Raw genomic sequence first — 24,869 nt, forward strand, 5'->3', positions numbered from 1 at the left:
TTGAAAGTCAGTAACCACATGAGTGATATGAAAAATAAACAAGTGAAAAACCCAGTTCGCACGTCACGTTGGCAACGCTTAACGCGCTTGCTGTTTGCTGCGCTGTGCTTGTTAGCAATCACTTGGATGGCATTTAATACCAGTTTTGAAGGGCATCAATTACTTTATCAGCAAGGCCATCAATACGCCAAAAGCCTCTCTCAACAACTGGCTAAAACAGCCGCTTTACCGCTGGAGCAAAACAACAAACCGCGTTTAACCGAGCTGACAAACCAATTAAGCGCTGAGGATATTATTCAAAGCGCGGTCATTTACGACTTACAAGGAACAACGCAGGCCGCTAGCGAGGTCTACACGCCGTTTAATCCAGATAACGGCTTGGCCATTGGTACTGCGGGGATCAGCAAGCTTACCCAGCCCATCGTGATACCTATTGTTTCCTCACAAGAACAAAAACCCATTGGCTTTGCTCGGGTTAATTACTTGCCACAAACCGCCATTGCGCATAGTCACAGGTATTTGCATGAAGTTAGCCGCCAAGTACTACTGATGCTGCTTATTAGCTGTATTTTTATGTGGCAACTCGGGCGAGGATTGAAACGCTGGCAGCTAAAACGTTATTTCCGTAAAAAAGCCAAACAGTTTCGGTATAACAATTCAGAAAAAGCCTCATGATCGGCCATTTCTAATATTTCTGCGAGCCCAGCAAAGACATCCACTATGCGCTCTGGCGTATTGATTTGCCCTTGATGGCCATTGATGGGCATACTCGGCGCGTCAGTTTCTAATAGCAAGTGCTGTGCACCTACACTACGAAGTGCGGCAATTGTTTTTTGCGCGCGTGGGTAAGTTATGGTGCCTCCCACCCCTAATTTAAAGCCCCCTTTGATGTAGCTTTGTGCCACCTGCTCAGAACCGGAAAACGCATGGATAATGCCGCCAAATTTAGGTGGGCAACGCTTAAAGCTCGCCGCAATCAGGTCATGACTTTGACGATGGTGAACAATAAGCGGCAAGTGGTATTCATTCGCTATGGCTATTTGCCCTTCAAACAGGCGCTGCTGCTTGGCTATATCGTCAACATGCCTGTCTAATCCACACTCCCCAACCGCCACAAACGCATCACCATTGGTTGCAATTAAGTCTGCCAGTTCACTGAGATGGTGTTCTTCATGTTGGTCTAAAAAATAAGGATGTAAGCCTGCACTAATGTAAGTACTTGCATAGCGTTGTTGAAATTCAAGAAGTGAGAGGGATTGTGCCAAGCTAACGCCAGGCACGATAAAATGTGAGACTCCAAGCGCCTGCGCATTGTGTATACGCTGCGCCCTGTCATCATCGAATTCACTAAAATCGAGATGGCAGTGGGAGTCTATAAAACGCATCACGGATTGAGACGCTCAACCTGCCAAGTGTCATCTGCCTGGCGGGTATACATGAAGCGGTCATGAAGTCGATGCGCCCCGCCTTGCCAAAATTCCACTTTCGTCGGTTTAACGCAATACCCCCCCCAGAAATCTGGCAAGGGAATTTCACCTTTAGCAAATTTGTTCTTCATTTGTGCGAATTTTTCCATCAGCACTTGGCGTGATGAAACGGGACGGCTTTGACTGGATGCCCACGCAGCGAGTTGGCTTTCTTTAGGTCGTGATAAGAAGTACTTGGCAACATCGCTCACAGGTAAAGGCTGTGCCTCGCCGTATACGATTACCTGACGCTCAAACATATGCCATGGGAAATGCAGGCTGATTTTATTATTCTTTGCCAATTCGCTGGCTTTACGAGAGCCTGTATTGGTGAAGAAAACAAACCCTTTTTCATCAAGGCTTTTTAGTAGCACGATACGTTGTGATGGCTGGCCATGTTCGTCTACTGTTGCCACAACCATCGCGGTAGGGTCCGGGATTTGTGCCGCAATCGCTTGTTCCAACCACTTTTCAAACTGTGGTATTGGGCTTGCTTCGAGCATGCTCTCGTCTAACCCGCCTTGTAAATATTCCCGACGAATATCATCAAGTTTCATAGCAAATCCTTCTTTATATCAGCACTGCGAATGGATGCCGTGCAAGGCTGAAGCCTTGCCTACAGATACCAGCCAAAGCTTAGGCTATCAGTAAGTGTAGGAGTGCTAGCAAGGCAGAGAATCTATTGATGTCGAGGAGCATACATCTAGTATGTGACTCAGACTCAATCGATTCTCTAACACAGCTAAAGCGAATTACACGCCGCTGATTACATTTGCTCCATGACGTCGATACCAAGCAAGTCTAACCCCTGCTTCAAAGTCTTCGCCACTAGCGAGCACAATACCAAACGACTATTTTTGTCTTCTTCACTCACGCCCTCTTTAAGAACAGGGCATGCTTCGTAGAAGCTCATGTACAAGCTTGCAAGCTCGTATAAGTAACCACATAGTACGTGCGGCGTTGCATCGCTGATCATTTGATCAAGCACTTCTTCAAACTGCATCAGTTTGATAGCTAGCGCTTTTTCCTGTGGTTGAGCAATAACTACAGGCGCTTGGTGAGTAGCACTGTCGATGCCCGCTTTACGGAAAATACTCTTAACACGGGTGTAAGCATACTGAAGGTACGGAGCAGTTGCGCCTTCAAAGCTCAGCATGGTATCCCAATTAAAGATATAGTCGCTGGTACGGTTCTTTGATAGGTCTGCGTATTTCACCGCGCCAATACCGACTTTGCTGGCAATCTCTTCTTGCTCTTGGTCGCTCAGTGGTGATTCACGCTCAGATAATTTCGCTTTAGCACGGGTTACTGCTTCGTCTAGCAAATCAGCCAGTTTTACCGTGCCACCCGTACGGGTTTTAAATGGCTTACCATCTTCACCCATCATGGTGCCAAATGGGCAGAATTCATAACTCGTTTCATCGCGCAAGAAGCCGGCTTTGCGTGCTGTGATTTCCACTTGGCTGAAGTGCAAGCTTTGACGTGCATCTACAAAAATCATAATACGATCAGCACCTAGCGTGTGCGAGCGATATTCACAGGCTGCTAAATCAGTGGTTGCATACAAGAAACCGCCCCCTGATTTTTGTACGATGAATACTGATGGCTCACCGTCTTTGTTGGCTAGCTCATCAATGAACACCACTTGCGCGCCTTGGTCTTCTTTGGCGATATTCTTTTCACGCAGCACATCAATCATACGCTGAAGCTCGCTGTTGTATGCGCTTTCTGCGTAGATATCTTCACGCTTAAGAGTTACGTTTAACTTCGCATAGACCTCTTCTGAGTGCTTCACTGAGGTATCGATAAACATTTGCCAGAGCTTGTCGCAGTGTGCGTCACCTTGCTGAAGTTTGACCACGTACTCACGAGCTCGATCGGCAAAGCCCTCTTCGTCATCAAAGCGTTTTTTGGCATCACGATAGAAACTTTCAAGGTCTGCCAGCGCGACAGACTCAAGGTCCACACCATCATTTAGCAAATCTTCAAGGTGCGCAATCAACATACCAAATTGCGTTCCCCAGTCTCCCATGTGGTTTTGACGAATCACTTTGTCGCCACGGAATTCAAGGGTACGCGCCACAGCGTCACCGATGATGGTTGAGCGTAGATGACCTACGTGCATTTCTTTTGCTAGGTTTGGTGAAGAGTAATCCACCACCACGGTGTCAGGTTTCGCGTGCTCGGCAACACCTAATTTTGCGTCTTGATTTGCGCTTGCAACAGACTGGGCTAGAAACTCAGGCTTTAAGTGAATATTGATAAAGCCTGGGCCTGCGATTTCAACGTTATCAGCTAAATCAGACACATCGAGTGCATCAATAATTTTTTGAGCTAGTTCGCGTGGATTGGTCTTTAATTTTTTCGCCGCACCCATCGCACCATTGATTTGGTAATCACCGAACTGTGGACGTGTACTTTGAGTCACAGCTGGATTAGTACCTTCTTCAAGCCCCGCAGCAAGCATGGCGGCATTGGCTTTGTCGATTAAAATTTGTTTAATGTTCATCGTTGCAGTTACCTTGCAATTGGGCCAGCAACTCGCTGGCCGAGATAAATTAGGGAGCTTGGAGTATTAATGTTCACGCGTTTCGCTGAAGGTGACTTCAGGATAGCGCTCCATCGACAGATTTAAGTTTACGCGTGTAGGTGCGATGTACGTCAAGTTATCACCGCCATCAAGCGCTAAGTTTGCTTCACACTTGCGTTTAAACTCTTCAAACTTTTTCGTATCAGTGCTTGAAACCCAACGCGCAGTGTTCACGTTCACGCTCTCGTAGATTGCATCAACTTTGTATTCCGCTTTCAAACGCGCCACAACCACATCGAACTGCAGCACACCGACGGCACCAACAATCAGATCGTTATTGATAAGTGGACGGAACACCTGCACAGCACCTTCTTCAGACAACTGAACTAAGCCTTTAAGCAGTTGCTTTTGCTTCAACGGATCCTTCAAACGAATACGACGGAATAATTCCGGTGCGAAGTTTGGAATACCGCTGAATTTGAGCTTTTCACCATCAGTAAAAGTATCACCGATTTGAATGGTGCCGTGGTTATGCAAACCAATGATGTCACCAGCATAAGCGTCTTGTGCGCGCTCACGGTCACCGGCCATAAAGGTCACGGCATCAGAAATGCTGACTTGTTTGCCAAGGCGCACATGGTTCATCTTCATGCCCTGACTGTATTTACCAGAGACAATACGCATAAAGGCAATACGGTCACGGTGCTTAGGGTCCATGTTCGCTTGAATTTTAAAGACGAAGCCTGAGAACTTCTCGTCTTCAGCAGTCACTTCGCGCTCATCGTCAGTTTTGCGCGGCATTGGCGCAGGCGCCCATTGGGTGAGGCCGTCTAGCATGTGGTCAACACCAAAGTTACCTAACGCGGTACCAAAATACACTGGCGTCAATTCACCGCTTAGGAACATTTCCAAATCAAATTCGTTCGATGCGCCTTGCACTAGTTCGATTTCTTCGCGCAGTTGCTCTGCAAGACTTTCACCCACAGCGTCGTCTAATTCGCTGTTATCTAGCCCTTTAATTGTACGCACTTCTTGAATCGTATGGCCATGACCTGTTTGGTATAAGATAGTTTCATCGCGATGCAAGTGATACACCCCTTTGAACTCTTTACCACAGCCAATCGGCCACGTGATTGGCGCACACATGATGTTTAATTCAGTTTCAACTTCGTCAAGTAGTTCCATTGGGTCACGAATATCGCGGTCCAATTTGTTCATAAATGTGACGATTGGTGTATCACGCAAACGCGTGACTTCCATAAGCTTACGAGTACGATCCTCTACACCCTTGGCTGCGTCGATAACCATCAAGCATGAGTCAACCGCTGTCAGTGTACGGTAGGTATCCTCAGAGAAATCTTCGTGTCCCGGAGTATCAAGTAGGTTTACCAAGCGCTCATTGTAAGGAAACTGCATCACCGAGGTCGTGACCGAGATACCACGCTCTTTTTCCATTTCCATCCAGTCTGACTTGGCATGTTGGTTAGAGCCTCGCCCTTTTACCGTACCTGCTTTTTGAATAGCCTGACCAAACAAGAGTACCTTTTCGGTAATCGTGGTTTTACCCGCATCCGGGTGGGAAATGATAGCGAACGTGCGTCGCTTGTTTATTTGCTGAATTAGTTCTGACATGCGGTCTCTTTTGCGCTATTGGCCGATACAAACGAGTGCACCAAGCCATATAAAATATGTAAAGACAATAATGCGCGTGATTATACCGATTTTCAGGTGCGCACAAAAGCGCCCATTGCAAGTAAAAGTGACTTCAAGGCCAACCTGTGTTTATTATTGTGTAGCAATACGTATAATTCGTCACACGTTCCTAATAATAAAACGTGTGTGCGCCATTTTTGGTGATGCAAGGAGTCGCTAACACAATGAAAACAAGTAAGTTGAGCATACGCTTACTCTGGTATATCACACCGGTTGTGATCTTACCGCTATTGTTTTTAGGAGGCTTTACACTCACCAATGTGACAAGTTCATCAGAGCAACAAGCACAACTGATCGTTGGTCGCTTTGTTGAACAGCAACAAAACAAGATTTTTCACTCGTTAAATGTATATCACTCCACCACTGAATTATTAAGCTCTTCACCCGTTTTGCAAAACTTCTTGCATGAAATGGATGAGAGTAAAAATGAATATCGCCAAAACCTGGCTGAACTGCTTGATGTATTCAGCAGCTACACCGATGCTTACCCTGATATTTTAAGCATCGATTTCATCTCCCCTGAGCAAACGAGTTACGCCTACTTTTCCACAACATTGCAATCGGCTCCGAGTAACTACCCTTTTTTTGAGCAACTGTTAACAAGCTCACTTCGCAGACAACAGTTTATGGTGCAATCAGAGCAAGGTGAGACCTCTTTGTATTTTGCTCAAAAAATATTTGCACCCGACTTCCAATTAGAGCGCCCAGTTTTGCTTGGACACATTATTATTCGTGTGCAGCCAACGGTTTTGAACACCGCCATACTGGAAGCCCCTTTTAATAACACCTTAAACTTATTGCTTACAGAGCAAGGAAAAGTACTTTTTAGCTCAAACCACGCGCTACTTGGTAGCACACTAAACAAGGAGGATTTACGCTCAATTAGTGTGTGGGCTGACAATAACCGTCTTAACGAAATCGTCATGCAAAGCGTCGATAGCACTGCGCGTATGCTCTACGCAGTGCAAATGTCTGACGGTCACTTTTTTGCTACCAGCATCCCAAAAGACAAGCTCTATCAAGCGGGTAAAGTTATCAGCGTGATCACCGCGCTGATTGTCATCATTTCGATTTTTACTTTACCCATATTAATTTTTATTGTGGTGCGCAACTTATTGCTGAACCCAATTGAGCAACTTGGAGAGGCCAGTCACCGTGTTGGTGCTAACGACTTATCAGTACGATTAGAGCAAAACAGAAGCGACGAAGTAGGACAACTGTTCAGTGACTTCAATCACATGGTGGACAAAATACACCAGTCCCAAGGGGAGCTAGAAGAGTATAAAAACACCCTAGAGGAGCGCGTTGAACTGCGCACCATTGAACTTGAGCAAGCCAACCACGCGCTAGAACTAGCCATCGAACAAGCTGAACAAGCCAACCAATTAAAAAGCCGCTTCTTAGCAAATATGAGTCATGAGATTCGCACTCCATTGACCGCGATTATGGGTTTTACTGAGCAACTTCTTGAGAACAACAAAGTCGACGACGATCGCGTAAAACAACAGCTCACAACGGTCCTACGTAACTCGCGCCATCTGTTGGAACTTATCAACAATATCTTAGACTTATCGAAAATCGAAGCTGAAAAGCTATCCGTTAATTATGAACCCGTTTCCTTATATGATTTATTTGACGATTTAGCCTCAATCATCAGTGCACAGGCACAGCAAAAAGATCTCGACTTTGATATTCAATACAGTTTTCCTTTGCCTAAATACATCAACAGCGATGCCACACGTTTAAAGCAAATTTTGCTGAATATCTTGACCAATGCGGTGAAATTTACAGCACAAGGCCATGTGTTCTTACATGTAAGCTATGACCATGACACGTTAAAATTCGTTATCACCGACACAGGGATTGGTATTTCCGAGCAAGAACTCAGTCGTATTTTTAAACCCTTTGAGCAAGCCGACTCCACTACAACACGGCGTTTCGGTGGCAGTGGCCTTGGCTTATGTATTGCCAAAAATCTATCGGAGTTGCTTGGCGGCGACGTGTGGGCACAAAGTGAGCAAGGTAAAGGCAGTCAGTTCACGGTACATATTGCCTGTCATCAACTTTACGAAGAGCAAGACTTTTATTACTCCAAAGAACAGATGCAGCCCAAAAAAGTCGATATTCCAAAAGTCAGTTGGCAAAAATTTGATGGTGACATTCTGGTTGCTGAAGATAACAAAGACAACCAAGCGCTTATCTCGCTGCTGCTTGAAAACTGGGGAATAAGACCAGACTTTGCCAACAACGGCGCAGAAGCTGTAGAGAAAGCACTGGTTAAGGACTATCAGCTGATTTTAATGGACATGCAAATGCCTGTGATGGGCGGAGAAGAAGCCACGCAAATGCTTCGTCACGCTGCCTACGACGGTCCTATTATCGCTCTCACTGCCAATGTGATGAAGCATGATATTAAGCGCTATCTTGATGCAGGTTGCGACAAAGCCTTGGCCAAACCCATAGATAAAGTACAACTGGAACATACTCTGGCTACGTACTTGAGCCTCCAGCAAGAGGCAAATTCAAAGTGGGATGAAGTGCTCAAAAGTGAGCGTTTCGTGCAAATAAATGAAAACTACAAAAAGAAACTGCCAGATTACTTAAGCCAAGTACTCGAACATCACGGTGCAAAGGAATGGGAGCAACTGCAAAACATTGCCCACAGCATCAAAGGCAGTGCCAGTTGCTTTGGATTCTCAGGCGTAGCTGATGCCGCCGATGAGCTAGAGCGAGCACTGCAAAAAGGCGAATATAACAACAGTGACTACCCAGTCCTTAAACTCGAGCATGCCATACGTTTTGTGTTAGATAAGTAAGGCTCAAGTACTCAGCTCAATATCAAGCTTGTCTGGGCCTGCAAAATACTTATTGCAAATTTAGTACGCGAATTTGCGTAGTGACCATATCTCATCTTTACTAAATAGGGCGATATATACGATTGCCACATAGTGCTTTAGTATTATTTTCAGTAAGGAAATCTAGGTTTACGCAATGGACAGAACACAACAAAATAACAACGACATCCATGACATTCCAGACAGCCTGAAATCCCTGACCGTAGACGAGCTACCTGGGGTGATCCCTGATTTAATTTTCATTCTTGATGGTGATGGTGTCATTATTGAATACGGCGCAGGTAATGAGTCAGATTTGTACCTCGCGCCTGAGCAATTCTTACACAAACCGATGTTCAGTGTATTGCCAGAAGAGCCAGCCACGCTCATTTTAGATGCATTTCAACGAGTCAAATCAACGCACAAGTTGCATACCGCTCATTACAAACTGAGCATTGATGGTCAATGCAAATGGTTTGAAGCGCGGGTTGCACAATCGAGCGAACATCGTTTTATATTGCTAGTACGCGATATGACCCCAGAAAAGAGCAAAGAAGAGGAAATTTTATATCAAGCAAATCATGATCATTTAACCGGCCTGTATAACCGCGGTTATGCCTTTGAGTCTATGGAGCATGAACTGAAAAAAGCAGCGTTAGAAGGCATTCCTCTTGCGCTTTTTTATATCGATATTGATGATTTTAAGGATATCAATGACCAATATGGCCATGTCACCGGTGACAAAGTGATCCTCACTATCGCCCAATCAATACAAAACTCTGTGCGCAAAAGTGATATTGTGTGTCGTATTGGTGGTGACGAATTTGTAGTCATCGCTTGCGGTGATTTCACTCACGACATCTTAGAGAAAACCGCACAAAAGATCTTACACACGATAAGCGCTGAGGCTGAACAATTAAAACTGGATAGAGCGATTAGTGTAAGCCTTGGTGTTACTCATAGTTATGAAGGCAATATCTCTTGTAATGATTTAATCAAGCGTGCCGATTTAGCAATGTACGAAGCGAAAAGTAAAGGCAAGCGAGGTTATGTGATCTTTGAGGAGCCGATTTTTAATCATCCTCAATCACAGCCTTCATCATAAGCAGAGCATCTTCGCCATCTGGGTAGTAGTTTTTTCTTCGGCCATTGATTTCAAATCCGCATTGATGGTAAAGCCCCTGTGCCGCAAGGTTGCTCTCACGCACTTCCAAAAACATCAATTCGGCACCGCGAGAATAGGATTGTTCAAGCAGTGAGTGCATCAAGACTTTACTGAGCCCTTGCCCCTGATATTGGGGTGCGACACAAATGTCCATCAAGGTAATATCCGGTCCAGCTTGTTCAGCGACATAAAAACCAAGTAAGTGTGATTGTGCAAAAATCCCCTGTGCGAAATAGCGTCCTGACAAGCAAGAACGCATCAATTTTTCACTCCAAGGGTGGGAATGGCAGGCTGTTTCGATGGCCATGATAAGCGCAATGTGGCGCTCATCAAGCACTAAGACTTCACGGTTTGCGGTGTGCTGCATTCGCCCCTAACTCCTTAAGTTGCAGCCATAAGGCGCGCTTTTGTGACTGCGAGAGCTCTTGTGAAGGCAAATACACATGACCTTGATGTAATATCGGCTCAGGTACGCTGGCTACAAACACCTTACCATCACCTGGGATCACACGCTTAATATCCTCAGCCAACTTGTTTGTCAGCTTTTGCGCTGACGCATAGATATCATCATGTTGTTGCGGGTGCTGAGACTGCTCACCTAAAACCGACGCACGCATGCGCACAGGTTGAATAGCGAAAATCTTTGCGAACTGAGAATTCATAATGTAGTTGTTTGATTTTTTTGGCGGTTGCCAGTGTAGCTTAAAGAAGCAAAAGAGAGAAGTGGCAGGGGCGGAGAGATTCGAACTCCCAACCGTCGGTTTTGGAGACCGCTGTTCTACCAATTGGAACTACGCCCCTGCAATGTCGTCGCATTATAATGAGCTTTTTTTAAAGGTAAAGAAAAAATATCACCTGTTTGGTTTAACTGCTTTTAAAATAAACAAAACGGCGCAAAACCTCAGTTATGCGCCGTTTTTATAAGCAATTACTTACTCAATTAGAATGGCTTATTCCCATTCAATAGTTGCCGGTGGCTTACCTGAGATGTCGTACACCACACGTGAGATACCGTCGATTTCATTGATGATGCGGTTTGATACCTTACCAAGGAAGTCATATGGTAAGTGTGACCAGCGCGCTGTCATGAAGTCGATTGTTTCTACACAACGCAGACTCACAACCCAATCGTACTTACGTGCATCACCCATAACACCTACTGAGCGTACAGGAAGGAACACGGTAAACGCTTGGCTCACTTTGTGGTAAAGATCCGCATTGTGTAGCTCTTCGATGAAAATCGCATCTGCACGGCGAAGTAAATCACAGTACTCTTTCTTGATTTCACCTAATACACGTACACCTAGGCCTGGACCTGGGAATGGGTGACGATAAAGCATGTCGTAAGGCAGACCAAGCTCTAGACCAATCTTGCGCACTTCGTCTTTGAATAGCTCGCGCAATGGTTCAACTAAGCCAAGTTCCATATCCTCAGGAAGACCACCTACGTTGTGGTGTGACTTAATCACATGCGCTTTACCCGTGGCCGACGCAGCTGACTCGATAACATCAGGGTAAATCGTGCCCTGAGCTAGCCATTTTGCATTTACACGCTTGCTCGCTTGCTCATCGAATACTTCAATGAACGTGTGGCCAATTGACTTACGCTTCGCTTCTGGCTCGTCGATACCTTCAAGAGCTTTTAAGAAACGCTCCTCAGCATCCACTTTAACGATATTCAAGCCAAAGTGATCGCCAAACATATCCATAACCTGCTGGCCTTCGTTCAAACGAAGTAGACCATTGTCAACGAACACACAGGTCAATTTATCGCCAATTGCACGGTGAATAAGCATGGCAACTACAGATGAATCAACACCACCAGATAGACCAAGGATCACCTCGTCATCACCCACTTTCTCTTTAATACGGGCAACTGCATCTTCGATGATTTGTGACGGTGTCCATAACTTTTCACACCCACAAATATCAATAACAAAGCGCTCAAGCAAACGTTGACCTTGAAGTGTATGGGTTACTTCTGGGTGGAATTGTACGCCGTAAAAACGCTTTTCTTCCCATGACATTGCCGCATGTGGGCACGTGTCTGTTTTTGCAGTAGTTGCGAATTGCGGTGGGATCTCAATCACCTTGTCACCGTGACTCATCCATACGTCAAGTAGGCCTGAACCATTCGCGCCTAAGTGATCTTCAATCGCTTCAAATAATGCACAGTTACCCACTTTTTCAACTTGCGCGTAACCAAATTCTTTCTTATCTGAGCCGTGTACCTGACCGCCTAGCTGCATCGCCATTGTTTGCATGCCATAGCACACACCTAGTACCGGCACACCAGCTTCAAATACATAGTCTGGGGCACGAGGGCTCCCCTCTTCTACTGTTGACTCTGGGCCACCAGATAGAATGATACCTTGTGGGTTGAATTCACGGATTTGCTCTTCCGTTACATCCCAAGCCCATAGCTCGCAGTAAACACCAATTTCACGCACACGACGGGCGATTAATTGCGTGTACTGTGAACCGAAGTCTAGGATCAATATACGGGAGTCATGGATATCTTTGCTCATTACGATCTCATCTAATTTAAATGAAATTGGACTGACGAGTATTTATTTCACCAGTCGAAAATTAGTAAGGGCCAGCAACTTTGCTAGCCCTAATCTCGCTTATGTTGGCTATTAGCCTAAACGGTAGTTTGGTGCTTCTTTGGTGATTTGCACGTCATGAACGTGAGACTCACCCATACCCGCAGCTGTAACACGTACAAACTGCGGCTTAGTATTGAGTTCTTCAATAGTAGCACAGCCAGTTAAACCCATTGCACTGCGGATACCACCGACTTGCTGGTGAATAATGTTCGCAATTGGGCCCTTGTATGCAACACGGCCTTCAATGCCTTCTGGTACCAGCTTTTCTTCTGATTTAGCGTCTTGGAAGTAGCGATCTGATGAACCTTCTTTTTGGTTCATAGCGCCCAAGCTGCCCATACCACGGTATGACTTGTAGTAACGACCTTGGTAAAGTTCAACTTCACCCGGCGCTTCTTCAGTACCGGCTAGCATAGAACCCACCATTACCAGTGATGCACCAGCAACAAGTGCTTTAGCGATATCGCCAGAGAAGCGAATACCACCGTCAGCGATAACTGGAATATCACGACCTTTCAAGCCTTCAACAGCATCTGAAATTGCAGTAATTTGCGGCACACCACAACCTGTTACAATACGCGTAGTACAAATTGAACCTGGGCCAATACCTACTTTAACGGCATTAGCACCTGCATCAGCAAGAGCGATTGCACCCTCTGCCGTTGCTACGTTACCTGCTACGATTTGTAATTCTGGGTAGGCTTCACGCGTTGCTTTAACACGGTCGATAACGCCTTGTGAGTGACCATGTGACGTATCGATAAGTAAGATATCAACACCCGCTTCAACCAATGCTGCGATACGCTCGTCAGTGCCTGGACCAACACCAACAGCAGCACCAACACGTAAACGACCTTGCTCGTCTTTACATGCATTTGGCTTATCTTGTGCTTTTTGGTAATCCTTCACTGTGATCATGCCTTTGAGTTTAAAGTCATCATTCACAACTAAGATTTTTTCGATACGGTGCTCATGCATAAGGCCGAGAATGGTTTCGCGGTCCGCACCTTCATTTACCGTTACTAGCTGCTCTTTTTTCGTCATTACTGTCGAAATTGGCTGGTCTAGTTTGGTTTCAAAACGCATATCACGGCTTGTCACGATACCCACTAAGTTGTTGTCAGTATCAACAACTGGGAAACCTGAGAAACCTTTATCATGTGCTAGCTGTAATGCACCTGCAATCGTTAGATCCGCAGTAACAGTAACTGGGTGAGAAACAATGCCCGCTTCGTAAGTTTTTACCTTACGAACATTCGCTGCTTGCTCAGCGATGGTCATGTTTTTGTGGATAAAGCCCAGACCACCTTCTTGTGCTAACGCAATAGCTAAACGCGCTTCAGTCACTGTATCCATAGATGCAGAAACAATTGGCAAATTCAGTTCGATTGTTTTGGTTAGACGAGTTTTAAGGTTTGCTGTATGTGGTAATACAGTTGAATGACCTGGTACTAATAGTACGTCATCAAAAGTTAGAGCTTCTTTAGCGATCCTAAGCATTGGCAACTTCTCACGAATTGGTGATTGGATGGAGTTGCGGCGGCATTTTATCAGCGATGTCCAAGTGAGTAAAATAAAATTTGTGCTTTATTTGTGATAAAGTGCATTTAGTTTTTCCAAAGTGCGAAATCGCTATGTATTCACAGTCAAATTCCCCTACAAATCAAAGTGTTTATACGGTGTCTCGATTGAACCGAGAAATCCGCACTATTTTAGAACGGGGATTTGCATCCATTGTCCTCACTGGAGAAATATCAAATTTCGTCGCACCTGCATCAGGCCACTGGTATTTCTCTTTAAAAGATGACAAATCACAGGTGCGTGCAGCTATGTGGCGCGGCAATAACCGTTACGCCAAATTTCGTCCAAAAGATGGAGACCAAGTGCAAGTGCAAGCGCGGGTATCCTTGTATGAGCCTCGTGGTGATTATCAAGTCATTGTCGAGCACATGGAAGCTGCCGGTGAAGGCCAGTTAAAACAACAGTTTGAAGCACTGAAAATGCAACTGGCAGCGCAAGGTCTATTCAGTTCAACCCATAAGAAGGCGCTTCCGAGCACGATAAATCGTGTCGGTGTTATCACCTCTTCGACAGGCGCAGCCATTAAAGATATTTTAACCGTACTCAAGCGCCGTGCACCGCAATTAGAGGTGGTCATTTACCCTTGCCAAGTACAAGGGGAGCAAGCACACGCCGGGATTATCGAAAAGCTAGAGCTGGCCAATGCGCGCAATGAAGTAGACGTATTGATTGTTGGTCGCGGGGGCGGCAGCCTAGAGGATTTGTGGTGTTTCAACCATGAGCAACTCGCCCATGCAATTTATCATTCACAACTGCCTGTGATCAGTGCCGTGGGCCATGAAATAGATACCACAATCAGTGATTTTGTGGCTGATATTCGTGCCGCCACGCCCTCTGCTGCTGCTGAATTAGTAAGCCCAGATAGTCATGCGCTGCGCCATGGTATTGTGCACCAAAAACAGCTACTACACAGCGCGTGGCGCCATCAGTTAAATGCACGTCAACAGCAATTACACGCGCTTAAAAGTCGTCTTGCTCAGCAACATCCTGCCAATCAATTGATGCAACAGCAACAACGCTTTGATGAGCTACAAATGCGTTTACATCATGCCATGGAGGCGCGCCTAAGCCACCAGCATCGTTTGATAAATCAATTAAATATGCGTTTACAGCGCGCTAATCCGCATGACAAAGTTGCTAGCGCAAAATATCAACTACAACAACTATCTAGCCGTTTACTCGCAGCGCAAAAAGAACAGTTGTATGGCGCACAATCACAGCTATCCCAACTTGCTGCACGGCTAGACAGTATTAGTCCATTGGCGGTGCTCGCGCGTGGTTACAGCATCACTAAAAACGAGCATGGCATTGTAAAATCGATACAACAGGTGCAACCACAACAGCAGTTAACCACGGTATTAGCTGATGGCGAAATTACGACTCAGGTGGTTTGCGTTCAACCCAAAGGCTAAGACCTTCATCAGTGCTGCGGGCATTGCTGCGCATAAACTGTTGCCACCAAGGTTGGCTCTGCAAATTTGTTTGCATATTTGACCAATCAGTTCGCGGGTCGAGTTCCACGCCCTCTTGTGGGGTGAAGCGCATGCGACAAATAGTGCTTTTACATTCAATTGCGTCGAGTTGCATCACATCAGCAAGCCCCGCACTGTAGAGGAAGTCGCTGACTTGCGTTTCCGTGACGTAAGCCCACTTTTCATCTCTGTCTTGCTCGGCGAAACGCGCTTGCAGCTCCTCAAGCATAGCTTCTGGTTTTTGGAGCGCCGATTGAAGCTGTCTAACGTGTTGTTTAGCAGCTTTAAGCTCACGTCGTAGTTGTATAACTTCATCTTGTTGCTGAGCGACATCATGTAGTTGGGCATCATTGTGAACGGCTGGGATTTGGCTATCGACGAACACCTCTTTTACAACCACTTGGGGCTGAGTTTTAGCTTGCACTGGTACAGCTGTTTGCTGTTGTGACACCAACACAGGGGGTGCAGGTTGCGCCTGAACAACTGATTCTTTGGGTATTGTTGGCGTTGCGAACAGCCAATATCCTGATGTAAGCCCCACAAAAAAGGCCGCTATTGCGGCCAGAATTATTGGTTTAGTTACCATACTATTCCTTGCTAAAAAGCCTTAAAGCATAGCGCTAGTATGTGATTTATTCTCTGGTTCGTCATCCAAAAAGTTTTGATTCATAGACTCTGCTGGACAAAGACAATCCGGACGACCCACAATTTTTGCCGGTACGCCCACAGCCGTGGTGTGTGCTGGCACTGCACTTAGCACAACAGAGCCCGCGCCTATACGTGCGCCCTCGCCGACCTCAATATTACCCAGCACTTTGGCACCAGCACCAATTAACACGCCAGCACGAATTTTTGGATGACGGTCTCCCGACTCATTCCCCGTACCGCCTAGTGTGACTGACTGCAAAATTGACACGTTATCTTCAATCACGGCTGTTTCACCGACAACAATCCCTGTCGCGTGGTCGAACATGATGCCCTGCCCTACTTTACACGCAGGATGAATGTCCACACCAAAGACTTCTGAGCTACGGCTTTGAATAAAACGCGCTAACTCTTTGCGTCCTTGTAACCACAAGCAGTTGGCCAGTCGGTGCGCTTGAATCGCGTGAAAACCTTTGAGGTTCAAAAGTACCATCAGGTAAGTATCTACTGCAGGGTCTCTATCACGTACCGCCTTAATATCATGCGCCACATGGGTCAACATAGTGCCACAGGTGTCAAATGCCTGATCGAATAACTCACGAATGGTGAACGCGGAAACCACGGCGTCGGCAAGCTTGTTGGCAACAATAAAGCTCAGTGCCGATCCCAAGCAATCATGGTTAAGTACGCACGAGTATACGTGTGATGCTAACAATGGTTCTTTGGTGACGACTTGATTTGCTTCTTCTGTGAGTTGCTGCCAGATTTCGTGACGCATGGATGCGATACCTATTAAAAAACGCTAATTTATCCCCTTAAGTGTAACGGATTTACAGCAGAACGCGCTATCCCTGTCTGGGTGTGCACTTGTTATTAGATATAACTAAAATAGTGAGTTGCACAATCTGTCACTTGTTGGGGGGTCAGTAGCACAGATCACTCGGTAGTGATGTTTGCCCTGTAGCGGCTAGGTGAACACCCAAACCAGCGACTGAACGCATGGTGAAATGCGCTTATTTCACTGTAGCCGCACAGATAAGCTACTTCTGAAATACTCAACTGAGTGTCACTCAATAACGAGGCGCTCTTATGGCGTCGTAGCGCTTCAAGCTCCGCACGAAAAGAAGTGCCCTCACTGGCCAACCGCCTTTGCAATGTTTTTTCACTCATAGATAACTGCGCAGCAATGCGCTTGGCGCTGACTTGCCCAAGAGCAAGTTGTTGCTCCAATACCAGAGCTAGCACTTGAGTAATTGCGCGGTGCTTTGTGACATCAACCGTGTTTAATGTTTCGTGTGCACTGAAGTTAGCATCAGCGGTAAAGAAAATTTGATGATGCGCACGCCCATACTCTATAGGGCATCCAAAATAGGCCTGTAAATGAGGACAAGGTTCACTGCGCTGCACACACACCTTCGTTGGGTTCCACGACTTGCCCACGAGAGTTCTGGCAACTTTGACACAAAATGCCATCGCCGCCTCGTAACTTTGCGCTGGGATAGGTTGGCGCTCGTTTGCGAAATGAAATCGTAACTCTCGAGTGTGCTTTGGGTGCTCGATAAGTCTGGCATTGGTGTTGCCACCAAGTAGTTTTTGATATCTGAGCATCAAGGCAAACCCCTGCTCTACCGAGTCCATTTGCAGCATCGCCAAACCAATAACGGGCAAGCTGCGCACGTTCAGTGCTTGTGCTACATCGACTGCCAAGTTACGTGCCGGACACAGCGCTTGCGCTTCGCGCCATAACACACTGACATTATCCTGAGGATAGCGGCTATCTCTTGCGCCTAAAGAGTCTAGCGAGATGTTTGCTTTCGCAAATAAGTCCGAAAGAGGTAACTCGTGCCACTTAAACGTTTCTGCCATAGCAAAGACCCACCAAGAGGAAATGGTGCGCATTATGCGAGTCCTAAAAAATCAAATATAAGACCTAGATTAACAAGCAAAAGGCGAAATTACAGCATATGTTAATAACAATCACGAAGGAGAAATTCATGGGACACATCAAAGACAAAGAGAGCTTCTCAAGCTTTAAAGAGTTCTACCCGTATTACTTGCAAGAGCACAAAAACAAAGTATGCCGACGCCTGCATGTTATCGGCAGCTTTCTAGTGCTATGCCTCATGGGGTATGCCATTGCGTCAAACCAATACGCTTTGCTGTGGTGTATACCTGTAATTGGCTATGGATTCGCATGGGTTGGGCACTTTTTTTTCGAGAAGAATAAGCCCGCTACTTTTACCTACCCGCTTTATAGTTTTATTGGGGATTGGGTGATGTTCAAAGACGTTCTCACCCGCAAAATCCCTTGGTAAAAACGCACCTTGGTAAATGAGCGTAACAGTCACGGGTCATCCCCAAGTAAAGAAAAATAATAATGAAAAACTCTGTATCACCCGAAGAATGGCAAGCGCGTGTTGAGCTTGCGGCGGCTTACCGCCTTATTGCTCACTTTGGCTGGGATGATTTAATTTTTACCCATATTTCCATGCGCGTTCCCGGCACTGAAAACCAATTTCTGATCAACCCTTATGGCATGATGTTTCACGAGATAACCGCCTCGTCATTGATCCGCGTGGACCAAGAATGCAACATGCTTCATGACAGCGACTACCCTGTTAACCCAGCAGGCTTTTTGATTCATAGCTGCATTCACCAAGCCCGTGAAGATGCGCATTGTATTATTCACACACATACGCCCAATGGTGTGGCCATATCCGCGTCAAAACATGGCTTATTGCCTATTTCACAACAGGCAGTGGTAGTGCATAGCGGCTTGAGCTATCACGATTATGAAGGGATTGCACTTAACCCCGAGGAAAAAGTGCGCCTGGTGAATGATTTAGGAGATAACAACTTTATGATCTTGCGTAATCATGGCTTACTTACCACTGGCACAACCGTTGCCGATGCGTTTTTGTTCATGTATGCCTTGGAATCCGCTTGCGCTGTTCAAGCACGCACGAATCAGGACCCTGCACAGTTAATCCACGTGCCTCAACAGATCATCAATGGTATCAAAGGGCAAACCGCTGCCGTTACCAAAGGGCTCGGCGGCGCTTTAGCTTGGCCAGCATTACTTCGTCTACTCGATGCTCGTAATCCCGGTTACGATAGCTGACTTGCTGTAATTAAAGGCAATTGAGATCTATGGCCTTTTTATTGTTTCCTGCATCATTGAACCGACTAAAAACAAAAAGTTGCATTTTTGTAAACAGTCCCATAAGTTAAACGTAGGGCATTTTTATTAATTAAAATGACTTAAGTTTTTGCGCGTCAATATGTCGATGGAAACCATGCAAACAAATAAAAATAATCCACCGGTCAAATTAGGACACTTCAAAGACTTAGCCTATGCATTATTGCTATTAATGTCATTCATCTTGGTGATTTGGCAATACGTAGGAATGGAAACAACGCTCACTATCGACACCGATAAAGAAGCAGCAATTGCAGTCGAAAGTGATAGAGCGAATGATGGCATTTCACAGGCTAAGTTTAACATCATCAATGATGCTGTGGCTTTTGAGTGTCAAACCAAAAATACCACCTACACTTTTGCATACTGTGGTGTGCGTATCGATATTGCTGAGCGCGATAAAGGAATAGACCTTACACATTACGACAGCATATCGTTTGATGTTGACTACCAAGCATCTGAAAAAGACACCTTATTTGTGTATTTAATTAATGCTGAAGGTGAAACTCAAGAACGTGCCAATATGCACGCTTTATTCCCAAAAGAGGGCACACAACGACCGGTATTACAATTACATGACTTCGTTATACCTTCGTGGTGGTTCTACGCTCAAAACGATCCTAATGAACATGGCGTTAGACGCCTTGATAACGTTATCGCCATTAAAATTGTCAGCGGCGACAGCACAATTGAGCGCAAAATAGACTTTGCCGTTAGCAATATCATTCTCAAAGGCAAGTGGATAAAGGCCGATCTGTTATACCTTTCCTTGCTGTTGTTTTGGCTTGTTATGATCAGCTACAACGTCATTAAAAACGTGCACCACACACGTATGGCCTATAACAAGGCGCTCAGTGAGTCGAAGCAACTCAAAGAGCTCAATAGCTTCTTGGAGTTAGAAAAATCAAAGTTTGCGACGCTGGCACAAACAGATCCGCTTACCCAAATAGCAAACCGTGCAGGGGTACGAGACTTTATTCACCAACAAATGGTGCTTTACACCCTCAAACAACAGCCCTGTGCAATTATTCTCTTAGATGTGGATCATTTTAAAAGTATCAATGACAATTTTGGTCACAACGAGGGCGACGACGTACTTAAAGTATTAGCTGCGCTACTACAAAGTCATGTGCGAAAGGAGGATAAAGTAGCACGCTGGGGCGGTGAAGAATTTCTCATAGTATGCCCACATACTAACAAAGACGGTGCCTTGCTCATGGCGCAAGCGCTCAGAAAGCGCATAGAAACTGCGTCTATATCCCAGCACACAACCATCACCTGCTCATTTGGTGTGAGTGAGTTTGACAGTACACATTTTGAGCACACTTTTCAAAAGGCAGATGAAGCGCTGTATGAGGCTAAAAATGCAGGTAGAAACTGCGTAAAAGTGGCGAGTGCCACTTAAATTGAGAATCTCAGACAGCTAATATTGTATTGATTCAAAGAGTCGAAAATTCGAGAAAATAAGAAATTGCCACTCAATTTAAGATCCCTTATGAAATTGGCGTTCAAAATGAGATTCATAAAACACTAATCAACTGCCGTTACGGAGCTGAGTGTCGGTGTTGTACTCGATTATTGAACTTGTATGCTACTTATGTCGCCGGTTATGGGGCGAGTGGTTTGTAGCGCACATAAATAGATAAAGTGGCCAAAAAATAAGACTTTGATGGCGGTAATTTTGACTGGTAATCCGTTCTCAGCATAGGGTGTATCTCAAATTCAACTGAGACACAAAGACTGTTTGCCATTATTGCTCCAGTGAGGCGAACAACATGTAGTCTGCGATGTAATTTAAATAAGGCGAGCGAGTTTTCATTTTCATTCCTTTGAAAATATGCAAACACTGTATATTAAAACAGTTGTAGCGTAATCGCTCACATAGTCAGGAAAACGACCCAATCGCGTGCTTTTGTCGCAAGATAAAAACGAGCAATAGCTATTTTTAATAATATTGGCAATAAGTTAACTAGTCTGTTAAAAATATATCAATCAGAAAAGTGAGCGGTAGCGTAGTAGAAAAACGCGCGATTCGCTCGCTATAAACATGTTATGTAACACGGAGAGTTTAGTGAAAATTATACCTTTAGCGTTCTTGAGCATTTCAATTGCTTTTTCCGCTTTCGCTTCTGAGAGTAGCTTGATTGGATATAAAACAGTGGAGCTAGCGCTAAATGCACTCAAAAATAAAGAGGGCACAAATCTAAGCATCCAGGGCGGCTGGACAATAATTGAGGATAAAGAGGAATCAAACTTGGTTTTGTGGTCATTCACTCCTGATTCGCATCCAGCTCACCCAGCCGCAATCAAGCGCAAAGTTGTTGAGAAAAACCAAAAGATATACATTCAAATGTCTGCCCTTTGCCAAGCTAAAAAAGAACACTGTGACAAACTGATGCAAGAATTTGAGCAATTAAATCAAAATATTATGAAAGGCTCGAGATAAGTGTTACATAACAAGCGCCTTAAACATCACGGTTTTTGGCCGCTGGACTCGCAACAAGTTGCTCGCCGTTTAGGCGAGCGTTATTTTCCCAGTGGACACCTGTTGCGCAACGCGCTACACTTTACTTATGATCAAAACATTCAAACATAAAGGCTTGAAAAAGTTCTTCGAGACCGGAAGTAAAGCTGGGATTCAAGCTAAACATGAACGCCGTTTGAGAATGCAATTAGCTGCTATAGATACCGCTTCGGTTATTGAAGATATCGATTTGCCTGGATTTAAATTGCATCAATTAAAAGGCAACCGAGATGGTATTTGGTCAATAACTGTAAATGGCAATTGGCGAGTGACATTTGAATTCAATGATGGAAACGCCTACATATTAAACTACGAGGATTATCACTAATGACTATGCATAATCCACCGCATCCGGGTGAATTTATTTCCGATGTATATATGGAACCTTTTGGTTACAGCTGTAGATTTGTCGCAAAGCAATTGGATGTCTCAGCCTCAACTCTTAACAGAGTCCTTAAGGGGCAGAGTTCTATTACTCCTGAAATGGCATTAAGATTGTCTAAGGCTTTGGGTAGAAGTCCGGAAAGTTGGCTATCAATGCAGGACAATTACAACCTTTGGCAAGCTAAACAAAATGTTAATTTAGCCAAAGTGCACCCTATAAATTTCGCCGCAGCGTAATGGGCATATAACAAGCGCCTAAACTCCGACAATGTTAAGTTGTCATGGTTTTGGCACACAACGCAAAAAGCCACGCCAACACATTGCGTGTTAGGCGGGCGTTATGTTCACAAGGAGAGTGTCGATGAAATCTAAAGTTATTGCGTGGATTATAGGTGGTACATTTACTTTAATAGTCAGGTTCTGCATGGGTGTTACTCTATAAGCAAAATCTCATCGTGCCGCAGATTCTCATTTTTGAATGGCACTCGCCAAAAGCTAAATAGCGTAAATATGTGTTCTTAAATTTAGCCCGCTGTCACAATGAGCTATTTACGTTCAGTGCTATAAAAAAGCCATAACCCTGTGCATCGGGTTATGGCTTCGTGGTTTGGTCGGTTGTGTTGCGCGAATTATGCGTCGCGCAATTCTCGGCGCAATATCTTGCCTACTGTTGATTTAGGCAATTCACTGAGAATGTGAATATGCTTAGGAACTTTGTAGTTAGTTAGGTGCTCACGACAGAATGCTTGAATATGCTCAGCATCCGTTTGCTCTTTGAGTGTCACAAACGCATGTACAGCTTCACCTGTACGCTCATCTGCTTTACCTACAACCGCCGCTTCGAATACTGAAGGGTGGCTTACTAACACTTCCTCAACTTCGTTGGGGTAGACATTAAAGCCCGAGACAATAATCATATCTTTAAGACGGTCGATAATTTTTATTGCACCGTCACTTAAGCGGATCCCCACATCACCCGTTTTAAAATAACCGCTCGGTGAAATAGCTGCCGCAGTTTCACTTGGTCTGTTCCAATAACCTTGCATCACTTGCGGCCCTTTGACCACAATCTGTCCACTTTCACCATCAGCTACTGGCTGATCATGCTCATCCCATAACTGCACATCGGTATCAAGGACAGGGAACCCCACCGTACCGATTTGCTCTTTACCAGGGCGGTTAAAGGTGACCACGGGCGATGTTTCAGATAAACCATATCCTTCAGAGATTGTGCATCCTGTAACTTTCATCCACGCATTTGCAGCCGTGGTGGTCAAAGCGGCACCACCTGAAATAGTCAGATGTAATTTAGAGAAATCTAATTCAGTAAATGCAGGTGTCGCACACAGCCCCATAAATAGCGTATTGATGCCTGCAAACGCAGTAAATTGATGCGGTTTTACCGCAGCGACAAAGGCATCCAAATCACGAGGATTGGGGATCAATACTGTGTGATTACCATAACCTGCATAAATCAGAATGCTCACGGTGAAGGCATAAATGTGATACAGCGGTAACGGACAAATGAACACTTCGCTCATCTCGTTAAACTTAGGCGCAAATGCATCCTTGGCTTGTAAGGCATTCGCCAGTAAGTTGCGATGCGATAACTGAGCCCCTTTAGATACCCCTGTTGTTCCGCCGGTATATTGCAACGCAGCAACATCATCCAGTGTGGCTTGAGATGGCGGGAACGCCATGCCTTTACCCTGTGCAAGGGCATCGGTAAATAACACACAGTCAGCGTCTAGCGGCGCGGTGGTACCCGTAAGTAAATCAGCCGCTCCCGTACAAATCACATGTTCAATTTGTGTATTTGCTAAGATGCTTGCCAATTTCGGATACAGATCCGAGAGAATAACAATCGCTTTGGCACCAGAGTCAGAAAACTGATGCTGCATTTCCCGCTCTGTGTAAAGTGGATTGGTGTTCACTAACACCAACCCCAACTTCAGGGCGGCATATGCGACAATCGGGTACTGAATCAAATTAGGCAATTGAATGGCAATACGATCGCCTTCTTTTAGCCCAAGTTGATGCAAATACCCAGCTAAACACTCAGCGTTCGCGTTCACATCGGCATAACTCATGGTTTGCCCCAAACACGTAAACGCGTCGGCAGATGCATAACGCGATGCTGCTTCATTTATGAACTGGGCGATATTGTGATATTTTTCTAGCTGTTCAATCATAGTAACTCCCAAGAGATGTTACTTGTCAGAAAAGTCATAAACTGATTTGGGCTTAATGTAGCGCGGTGTAATCCCCTGCTCTTTCGCAGCCGCTAACATCACCTGCTCAATCCAACCTGCATCCATGATGTTGACATAGTTACCATCAGCATCGAAGTTAATGTTAGCACCTTGAACAACCATGAAGGTGTCAGTCAGTTCCTGATTACTCTGTGGAGTGTGGAAAGTGTGAATCGAACCGCCTGGCTCAAATAAGTAACTTCCAGCAACTTGCTTATCGTCTGGGTATTCTACATAGTGCCAACAGCCACTCATGGTATACAAGTGAACGATACCTGTGTGGAAGTGTTTTGGTAACGTAACACCCGGCTCAAATTGTACTCGTAGCACCCAAACGCCATTCTCTACATCTAACATAAGTGGATATAGATGAACGCCCGGTAGCACATCTTTAATGATTTTTTCTTTGTCTGTGTGTACACATAGCAGATGCTCTAGGTGATTCGTCATTTCAGGTAATGCCATAGTGTGTTCCTCTACTTGCTGTATTGCCAT

Annotated in this window: 23 protein-coding genes and 1 tRNA gene; 10 read left to right on the forward strand and 14 right to left on the reverse strand. The window is 45.2% G+C overall.

Features of this window, described 5'->3' with window-relative positions:
* The first annotated feature begins 27 nt into the window (after positions 1 to 27).
* Complete coding sequence (locus AAEU32_RS08895; RefSeq protein ID WP_421970178.1) at positions 28 to 675, forward strand: AhpA/YtjB family protein; 648 nt, start codon at positions 28 to 30, stop codon at positions 673 to 675.
* Here the strand turns inward: AAEU32_RS08895 and AAEU32_RS08900 are convergent.
* From AAEU32_RS08900 to prfC, 4 genes are all read right to left on the reverse strand, one after another.
* Positions 618 to 1,385: a TatD family hydrolase gene (locus AAEU32_RS08900; protein WP_421970351.1), complete on the reverse strand. Its 768-nt coding sequence runs from the start codon at positions 1,383 to 1,385 to the stop codon at positions 618 to 620. The two genes, AAEU32_RS08895 and AAEU32_RS08900, sit on opposite strands and share 58 nt — an antisense overlap.
* Positions 1,385 to 2,023 (reverse strand): pyridoxamine 5'-phosphate oxidase, encoded by a 639-nt coding sequence (pdxH, locus tag AAEU32_RS08905; protein ID WP_421970179.1) that lies wholly within the window; start codon positions 2,021 to 2,023, stop codon positions 1,385 to 1,387. The genes AAEU32_RS08900 and pdxH overlap by 1 nt, the downstream gene beginning before the upstream one ends.
* A gap of 209 nt (positions 2,024 to 2,232) precedes the next feature.
* Positions 2,233 to 3,975, reverse strand: coding sequence for an arginine--tRNA ligase (gene argS, locus AAEU32_RS08910; RefSeq protein ID WP_421970180.1), 1,743 nt, complete (start codon positions 3,973 to 3,975; stop codon positions 2,233 to 2,235).
* A gap of 66 nt (positions 3,976 to 4,041) precedes the next feature.
* Entirely contained in the window at positions 4,042 to 5,628 is a 1,587-nt protein-coding gene (gene prfC / locus AAEU32_RS08915) for a peptide chain release factor 3 (RefSeq protein WP_421970181.1), read from the reverse strand.
* Positions 5,629 to 5,873: 245 nt separating this feature from the next.
* Here prfC and AAEU32_RS08920 point away from each other — a divergent pair, with 245 nt between their 5' ends.
* Together AAEU32_RS08920 and AAEU32_RS08925 are read left to right on the forward strand one after the other, a co-directional pair.
* Positions 5,874 to 8,525 carry an ATP-binding protein gene (locus AAEU32_RS08920; protein ID WP_421970182.1) on the forward strand — a complete coding sequence of 884 codons (2,652 nt, stop codon included), beginning with the start codon at positions 5,874 to 5,876 and terminating at the stop codon, positions 8,523 to 8,525.
* 175 nt (positions 8,526 to 8,700) lie between these two features.
* Positions 8,701 to 9,648: a GGDEF domain-containing protein gene (locus AAEU32_RS08925; protein ID WP_421970183.1), complete on the forward strand. Its 948-nt coding sequence runs from the start codon at positions 8,701 to 8,703 to the stop codon at positions 9,646 to 9,648.
* Here AAEU32_RS08925 and rimI read toward each other — a convergent pair.
* The 5 genes from rimI to guaB all read right to left on the reverse strand — a co-directional run bounded on the left by rimI (position 9,617) and on the right by guaB (position 13,817).
* The gene (gene rimI, locus AAEU32_RS08930; RefSeq protein WP_421970184.1) at positions 9,617 to 10,075 is read right to left on the reverse strand and encodes a ribosomal protein S18-alanine N-acetyltransferase; all 459 of its coding nucleotides are present in this window, start codon (positions 10,073 to 10,075) and stop codon (positions 9,617 to 9,619) included. The genes AAEU32_RS08925 and rimI overlap by 32 nt on opposite strands.
* The gene (locus tag AAEU32_RS08935; protein ID WP_421970185.1) at positions 10,053 to 10,370 is read right to left on the reverse strand and encodes a hypothetical protein; all 318 of its coding nucleotides are present in this window, start codon (positions 10,368 to 10,370) and stop codon (positions 10,053 to 10,055) included. Before AAEU32_RS08935 ends, rimI begins: the two co-directional genes overlap by 23 nt.
* A 62-nt stretch (positions 10,371 to 10,432) precedes the next feature.
* Positions 10,433 to 10,509 (reverse strand) — tRNA-Trp (locus tag AAEU32_RS08940).
* 149 nt (positions 10,510 to 10,658) lie between these two features.
* Positions 10,659 to 12,236 carry a glutamine-hydrolyzing GMP synthase gene (gene guaA, locus AAEU32_RS08945; RefSeq protein WP_421970186.1) on the reverse strand — a complete coding sequence of 526 codons (1,578 nt, stop codon included), beginning with the start codon at positions 12,234 to 12,236 and terminating at the stop codon, positions 10,659 to 10,661.
* A 111-nt stretch (positions 12,237 to 12,347) separates the two neighbouring features.
* Positions 12,348 to 13,817, reverse strand: a complete 1,470-nt coding sequence (gene guaB / locus AAEU32_RS08950) for an IMP dehydrogenase (RefSeq protein ID WP_421970187.1) — start codon at positions 13,815 to 13,817, stop codon at positions 12,348 to 12,350.
* 134 nt (positions 13,818 to 13,951) lie between these two features.
* On the opposite strand from guaB, the gene xseA reads away from it, so the two are divergent.
* The gene (gene xseA, locus AAEU32_RS08955; protein ID WP_421970188.1) at positions 13,952 to 15,310 is read left to right on the forward strand and encodes an exodeoxyribonuclease VII large subunit; all 1,359 of its coding nucleotides are present in this window, start codon (positions 13,952 to 13,954) and stop codon (positions 15,308 to 15,310) included.
* On the opposite strand, the gene AAEU32_RS08960 is transcribed toward xseA, so the two are convergent.
* The 3 genes from AAEU32_RS08960 to AAEU32_RS08970 all read right to left on the reverse strand — a co-directional run bounded on the left by AAEU32_RS08960 (position 15,273) and on the right by AAEU32_RS08970 (position 17,914).
* Positions 15,273 to 15,956 (reverse strand): hypothetical protein, encoded by a 684-nt coding sequence (locus AAEU32_RS08960; protein WP_421970189.1) that lies wholly within the window; start codon positions 15,954 to 15,956, stop codon positions 15,273 to 15,275. The two genes, xseA and AAEU32_RS08960, sit on opposite strands and share 38 nt — an antisense overlap.
* 21 nt (positions 15,957 to 15,977) lie before the next feature.
* A complete protein-coding gene (gene cysE / locus AAEU32_RS08965; protein WP_421970190.1) occupies positions 15,978 to 16,793 on the reverse strand; it encodes a serine O-acetyltransferase in 816 nt (271 codons plus the stop codon).
* Positions 16,794 to 16,951: 158 nt separating this feature from the next.
* Positions 16,952 to 17,914: an AraC family transcriptional regulator gene (locus tag AAEU32_RS08970; RefSeq protein WP_421970191.1), complete on the reverse strand. Its 963-nt coding sequence runs from the start codon at positions 17,912 to 17,914 to the stop codon at positions 16,952 to 16,954.
* Positions 17,915 to 18,009: 95 nt separating this feature from the next.
* On the opposite strand from AAEU32_RS08970, the gene AAEU32_RS08975 reads away from it, so the two are divergent.
* The 6 genes from AAEU32_RS08975 (at position 18,010) to AAEU32_RS09000 (ending at position 22,359) form a co-directional block, all read left to right on the forward strand.
* Positions 18,010 to 18,330, forward strand: a complete 321-nt coding sequence (locus AAEU32_RS08975) for an Mpo1-like protein (RefSeq protein WP_421970192.1) — start codon at positions 18,010 to 18,012, stop codon at positions 18,328 to 18,330.
* 62 nt (positions 18,331 to 18,392) lie between these two features.
* Positions 18,393 to 19,136 (forward strand): class II aldolase/adducin family protein, encoded by a 744-nt coding sequence (locus AAEU32_RS08980; protein WP_421970193.1) that lies wholly within the window; start codon positions 18,393 to 18,395, stop codon positions 19,134 to 19,136.
* A gap of 175 nt (positions 19,137 to 19,311) precedes the next feature.
* Positions 19,312 to 20,619, forward strand: coding sequence for a GGDEF domain-containing protein (locus AAEU32_RS08985; protein ID WP_421970194.1), 1,308 nt, complete (start codon positions 19,312 to 19,314; stop codon positions 20,617 to 20,619).
* Between the two features lie 666 nt (positions 20,620 to 21,285).
* Entirely contained in the window at positions 21,286 to 21,660 is a 375-nt protein-coding gene (locus AAEU32_RS08990) for a molecular chaperone DnaJ (RefSeq protein WP_421970195.1), read from the forward strand.
* A gap of 127 nt (positions 21,661 to 21,787) precedes the next feature.
* Entirely contained in the window at positions 21,788 to 22,066 is a 279-nt protein-coding gene (locus AAEU32_RS08995; protein ID WP_421970196.1) for a type II toxin-antitoxin system RelE/ParE family toxin, read from the forward strand.
* Positions 22,066 to 22,359, forward strand: coding sequence for a HigA family addiction module antitoxin (locus AAEU32_RS09000; RefSeq protein ID WP_421970197.1), 294 nt, complete (start codon positions 22,066 to 22,068; stop codon positions 22,357 to 22,359). Before AAEU32_RS08995 ends, AAEU32_RS09000 begins: the two co-directional genes overlap by 1 nt.
* Before the next feature lie 392 nt (positions 22,360 to 22,751).
* Here the strand turns inward: AAEU32_RS09000 and AAEU32_RS09005 are convergent, their stop codons facing one another.
* Together AAEU32_RS09005 and AAEU32_RS09010 are read right to left on the reverse strand one after the other, a co-directional pair.
* Entirely contained in the window at positions 22,752 to 24,314 is a 1,563-nt protein-coding gene (locus AAEU32_RS09005; protein ID WP_421970198.1) for an AMP-binding protein, read from the reverse strand.
* Between the two features lie 18 nt (positions 24,315 to 24,332).
* Complete coding sequence (locus AAEU32_RS09010) at positions 24,333 to 24,839, reverse strand: 2,4'-dihydroxyacetophenone dioxygenase family protein (protein ID WP_421970199.1); 507 nt, start codon at positions 24,837 to 24,839, stop codon at positions 24,333 to 24,335.
* Positions 24,840 to 24,869: the final 30 nt, after the last annotated feature.

It is taken from the genome of Pseudoalteromonas maris, assembly GCF_049257235.1.
Lineage (GTDB): Bacteria > Pseudomonadota > Gammaproteobacteria > Enterobacterales > Alteromonadaceae > Pseudoalteromonas.

Bases quoted from the DNA above. Each gene is read 5' to 3' on its own strand.
- AAEU32_RS08985 (WP_421970194.1), top strand. From the start codon at position 19,312: ATGCAAACAAATAAAAATAATCCACCGGTCAAATTAGGACACTTCAAA.
- AAEU32_RS09005 (WP_421970198.1), bottom strand. From the start codon at position 24,314: ATGATTGAACAGCTAGAAAAATATCACAATATCGCCCAGTTCATAAAT.
- cysE (WP_421970190.1), bottom strand. From the start codon at position 16,793: ATGCGTCACGAAATCTGGCAGCAACTCACAGAAGAAGCAAATCAAGTC.
- rimI (WP_421970184.1), bottom strand. From the start codon at position 10,075: ATGCAGCACACCGCAAACCGTGAAGTCTTAGTGCTTGATGAGCGCCAC.
- prfC (WP_421970181.1), bottom strand. From the start codon at position 5,628: ATGTCAGAACTAATTCAGCAAATAAACAAGCGACGCACGTTCGCTATC.
- AAEU32_RS08975 (WP_421970192.1), top strand. From the start codon at position 18,010: ATGGGACACATCAAAGACAAAGAGAGCTTCTCAAGCTTTAAAGAGTTC.
- xseA (WP_421970188.1), top strand. From the start codon at position 13,952: ATGTATTCACAGTCAAATTCCCCTACAAATCAAAGTGTTTATACGGTG.
- AAEU32_RS08895 (WP_421970178.1), top strand. From the start codon at position 28: ATGAAAAATAAACAAGTGAAAAACCCAGTTCGCACGTCACGTTGGCAA.
- argS (WP_421970180.1), bottom strand. From the start codon at position 3,975: ATGAACATTAAACAAATTTTAATCGACAAAGCCAATGCCGCCATGCTT.
- AAEU32_RS08900 (WP_421970351.1), bottom strand. From the start codon at position 1,385: ATGCGTTTTATAGACTCCCACTGCCATCTCGATTTTAGTGAATTCGAT.
- AAEU32_RS08960 (WP_421970189.1), bottom strand. From the start codon at position 15,956: ATGGTAACTAAACCAATAATTCTGGCCGCAATAGCGGCCTTTTTTGTG.
- AAEU32_RS08970 (WP_421970191.1), bottom strand. From the start codon at position 17,914: ATGCGCACCATTTCCTCTTGGTGGGTCTTTGCTATGGCAGAAACGTTT.
- AAEU32_RS08920 (WP_421970182.1), top strand. From the start codon at position 5,874: ATGAAAACAAGTAAGTTGAGCATACGCTTACTCTGGTATATCACACCG.
- AAEU32_RS09000 (WP_421970197.1), top strand. From the start codon at position 22,066: ATGACTATGCATAATCCACCGCATCCGGGTGAATTTATTTCCGATGTA.
- pdxH (WP_421970179.1), bottom strand. From the start codon at position 2,023: ATGAAACTTGATGATATTCGTCGGGAATATTTACAAGGCGGGTTAGAC.
- AAEU32_RS08935 (WP_421970185.1), bottom strand. From the start codon at position 10,370: ATGAATTCTCAGTTCGCAAAGATTTTCGCTATTCAACCTGTGCGCATG.
- AAEU32_RS08925 (WP_421970183.1), top strand. From the start codon at position 8,701: ATGGACAGAACACAACAAAATAACAACGACATCCATGACATTCCAGAC.
- AAEU32_RS09010 (WP_421970199.1), bottom strand. From the start codon at position 24,839: ATGGCATTACCTGAAATGACGAATCACCTAGAGCATCTGCTATGTGTA.
- AAEU32_RS08995 (WP_421970196.1), top strand. From the start codon at position 21,788: ATGATCAAAACATTCAAACATAAAGGCTTGAAAAAGTTCTTCGAGACC.
- AAEU32_RS08980 (WP_421970193.1), top strand. From the start codon at position 18,393: ATGAAAAACTCTGTATCACCCGAAGAATGGCAAGCGCGTGTTGAGCTT.
- guaA (WP_421970186.1), bottom strand. From the start codon at position 12,236: ATGAGCAAAGATATCCATGACTCCCGTATATTGATCCTAGACTTCGGT.
- guaB (WP_421970187.1), bottom strand. From the start codon at position 13,817: ATGCTTAGGATCGCTAAAGAAGCTCTAACTTTTGATGACGTACTATTA.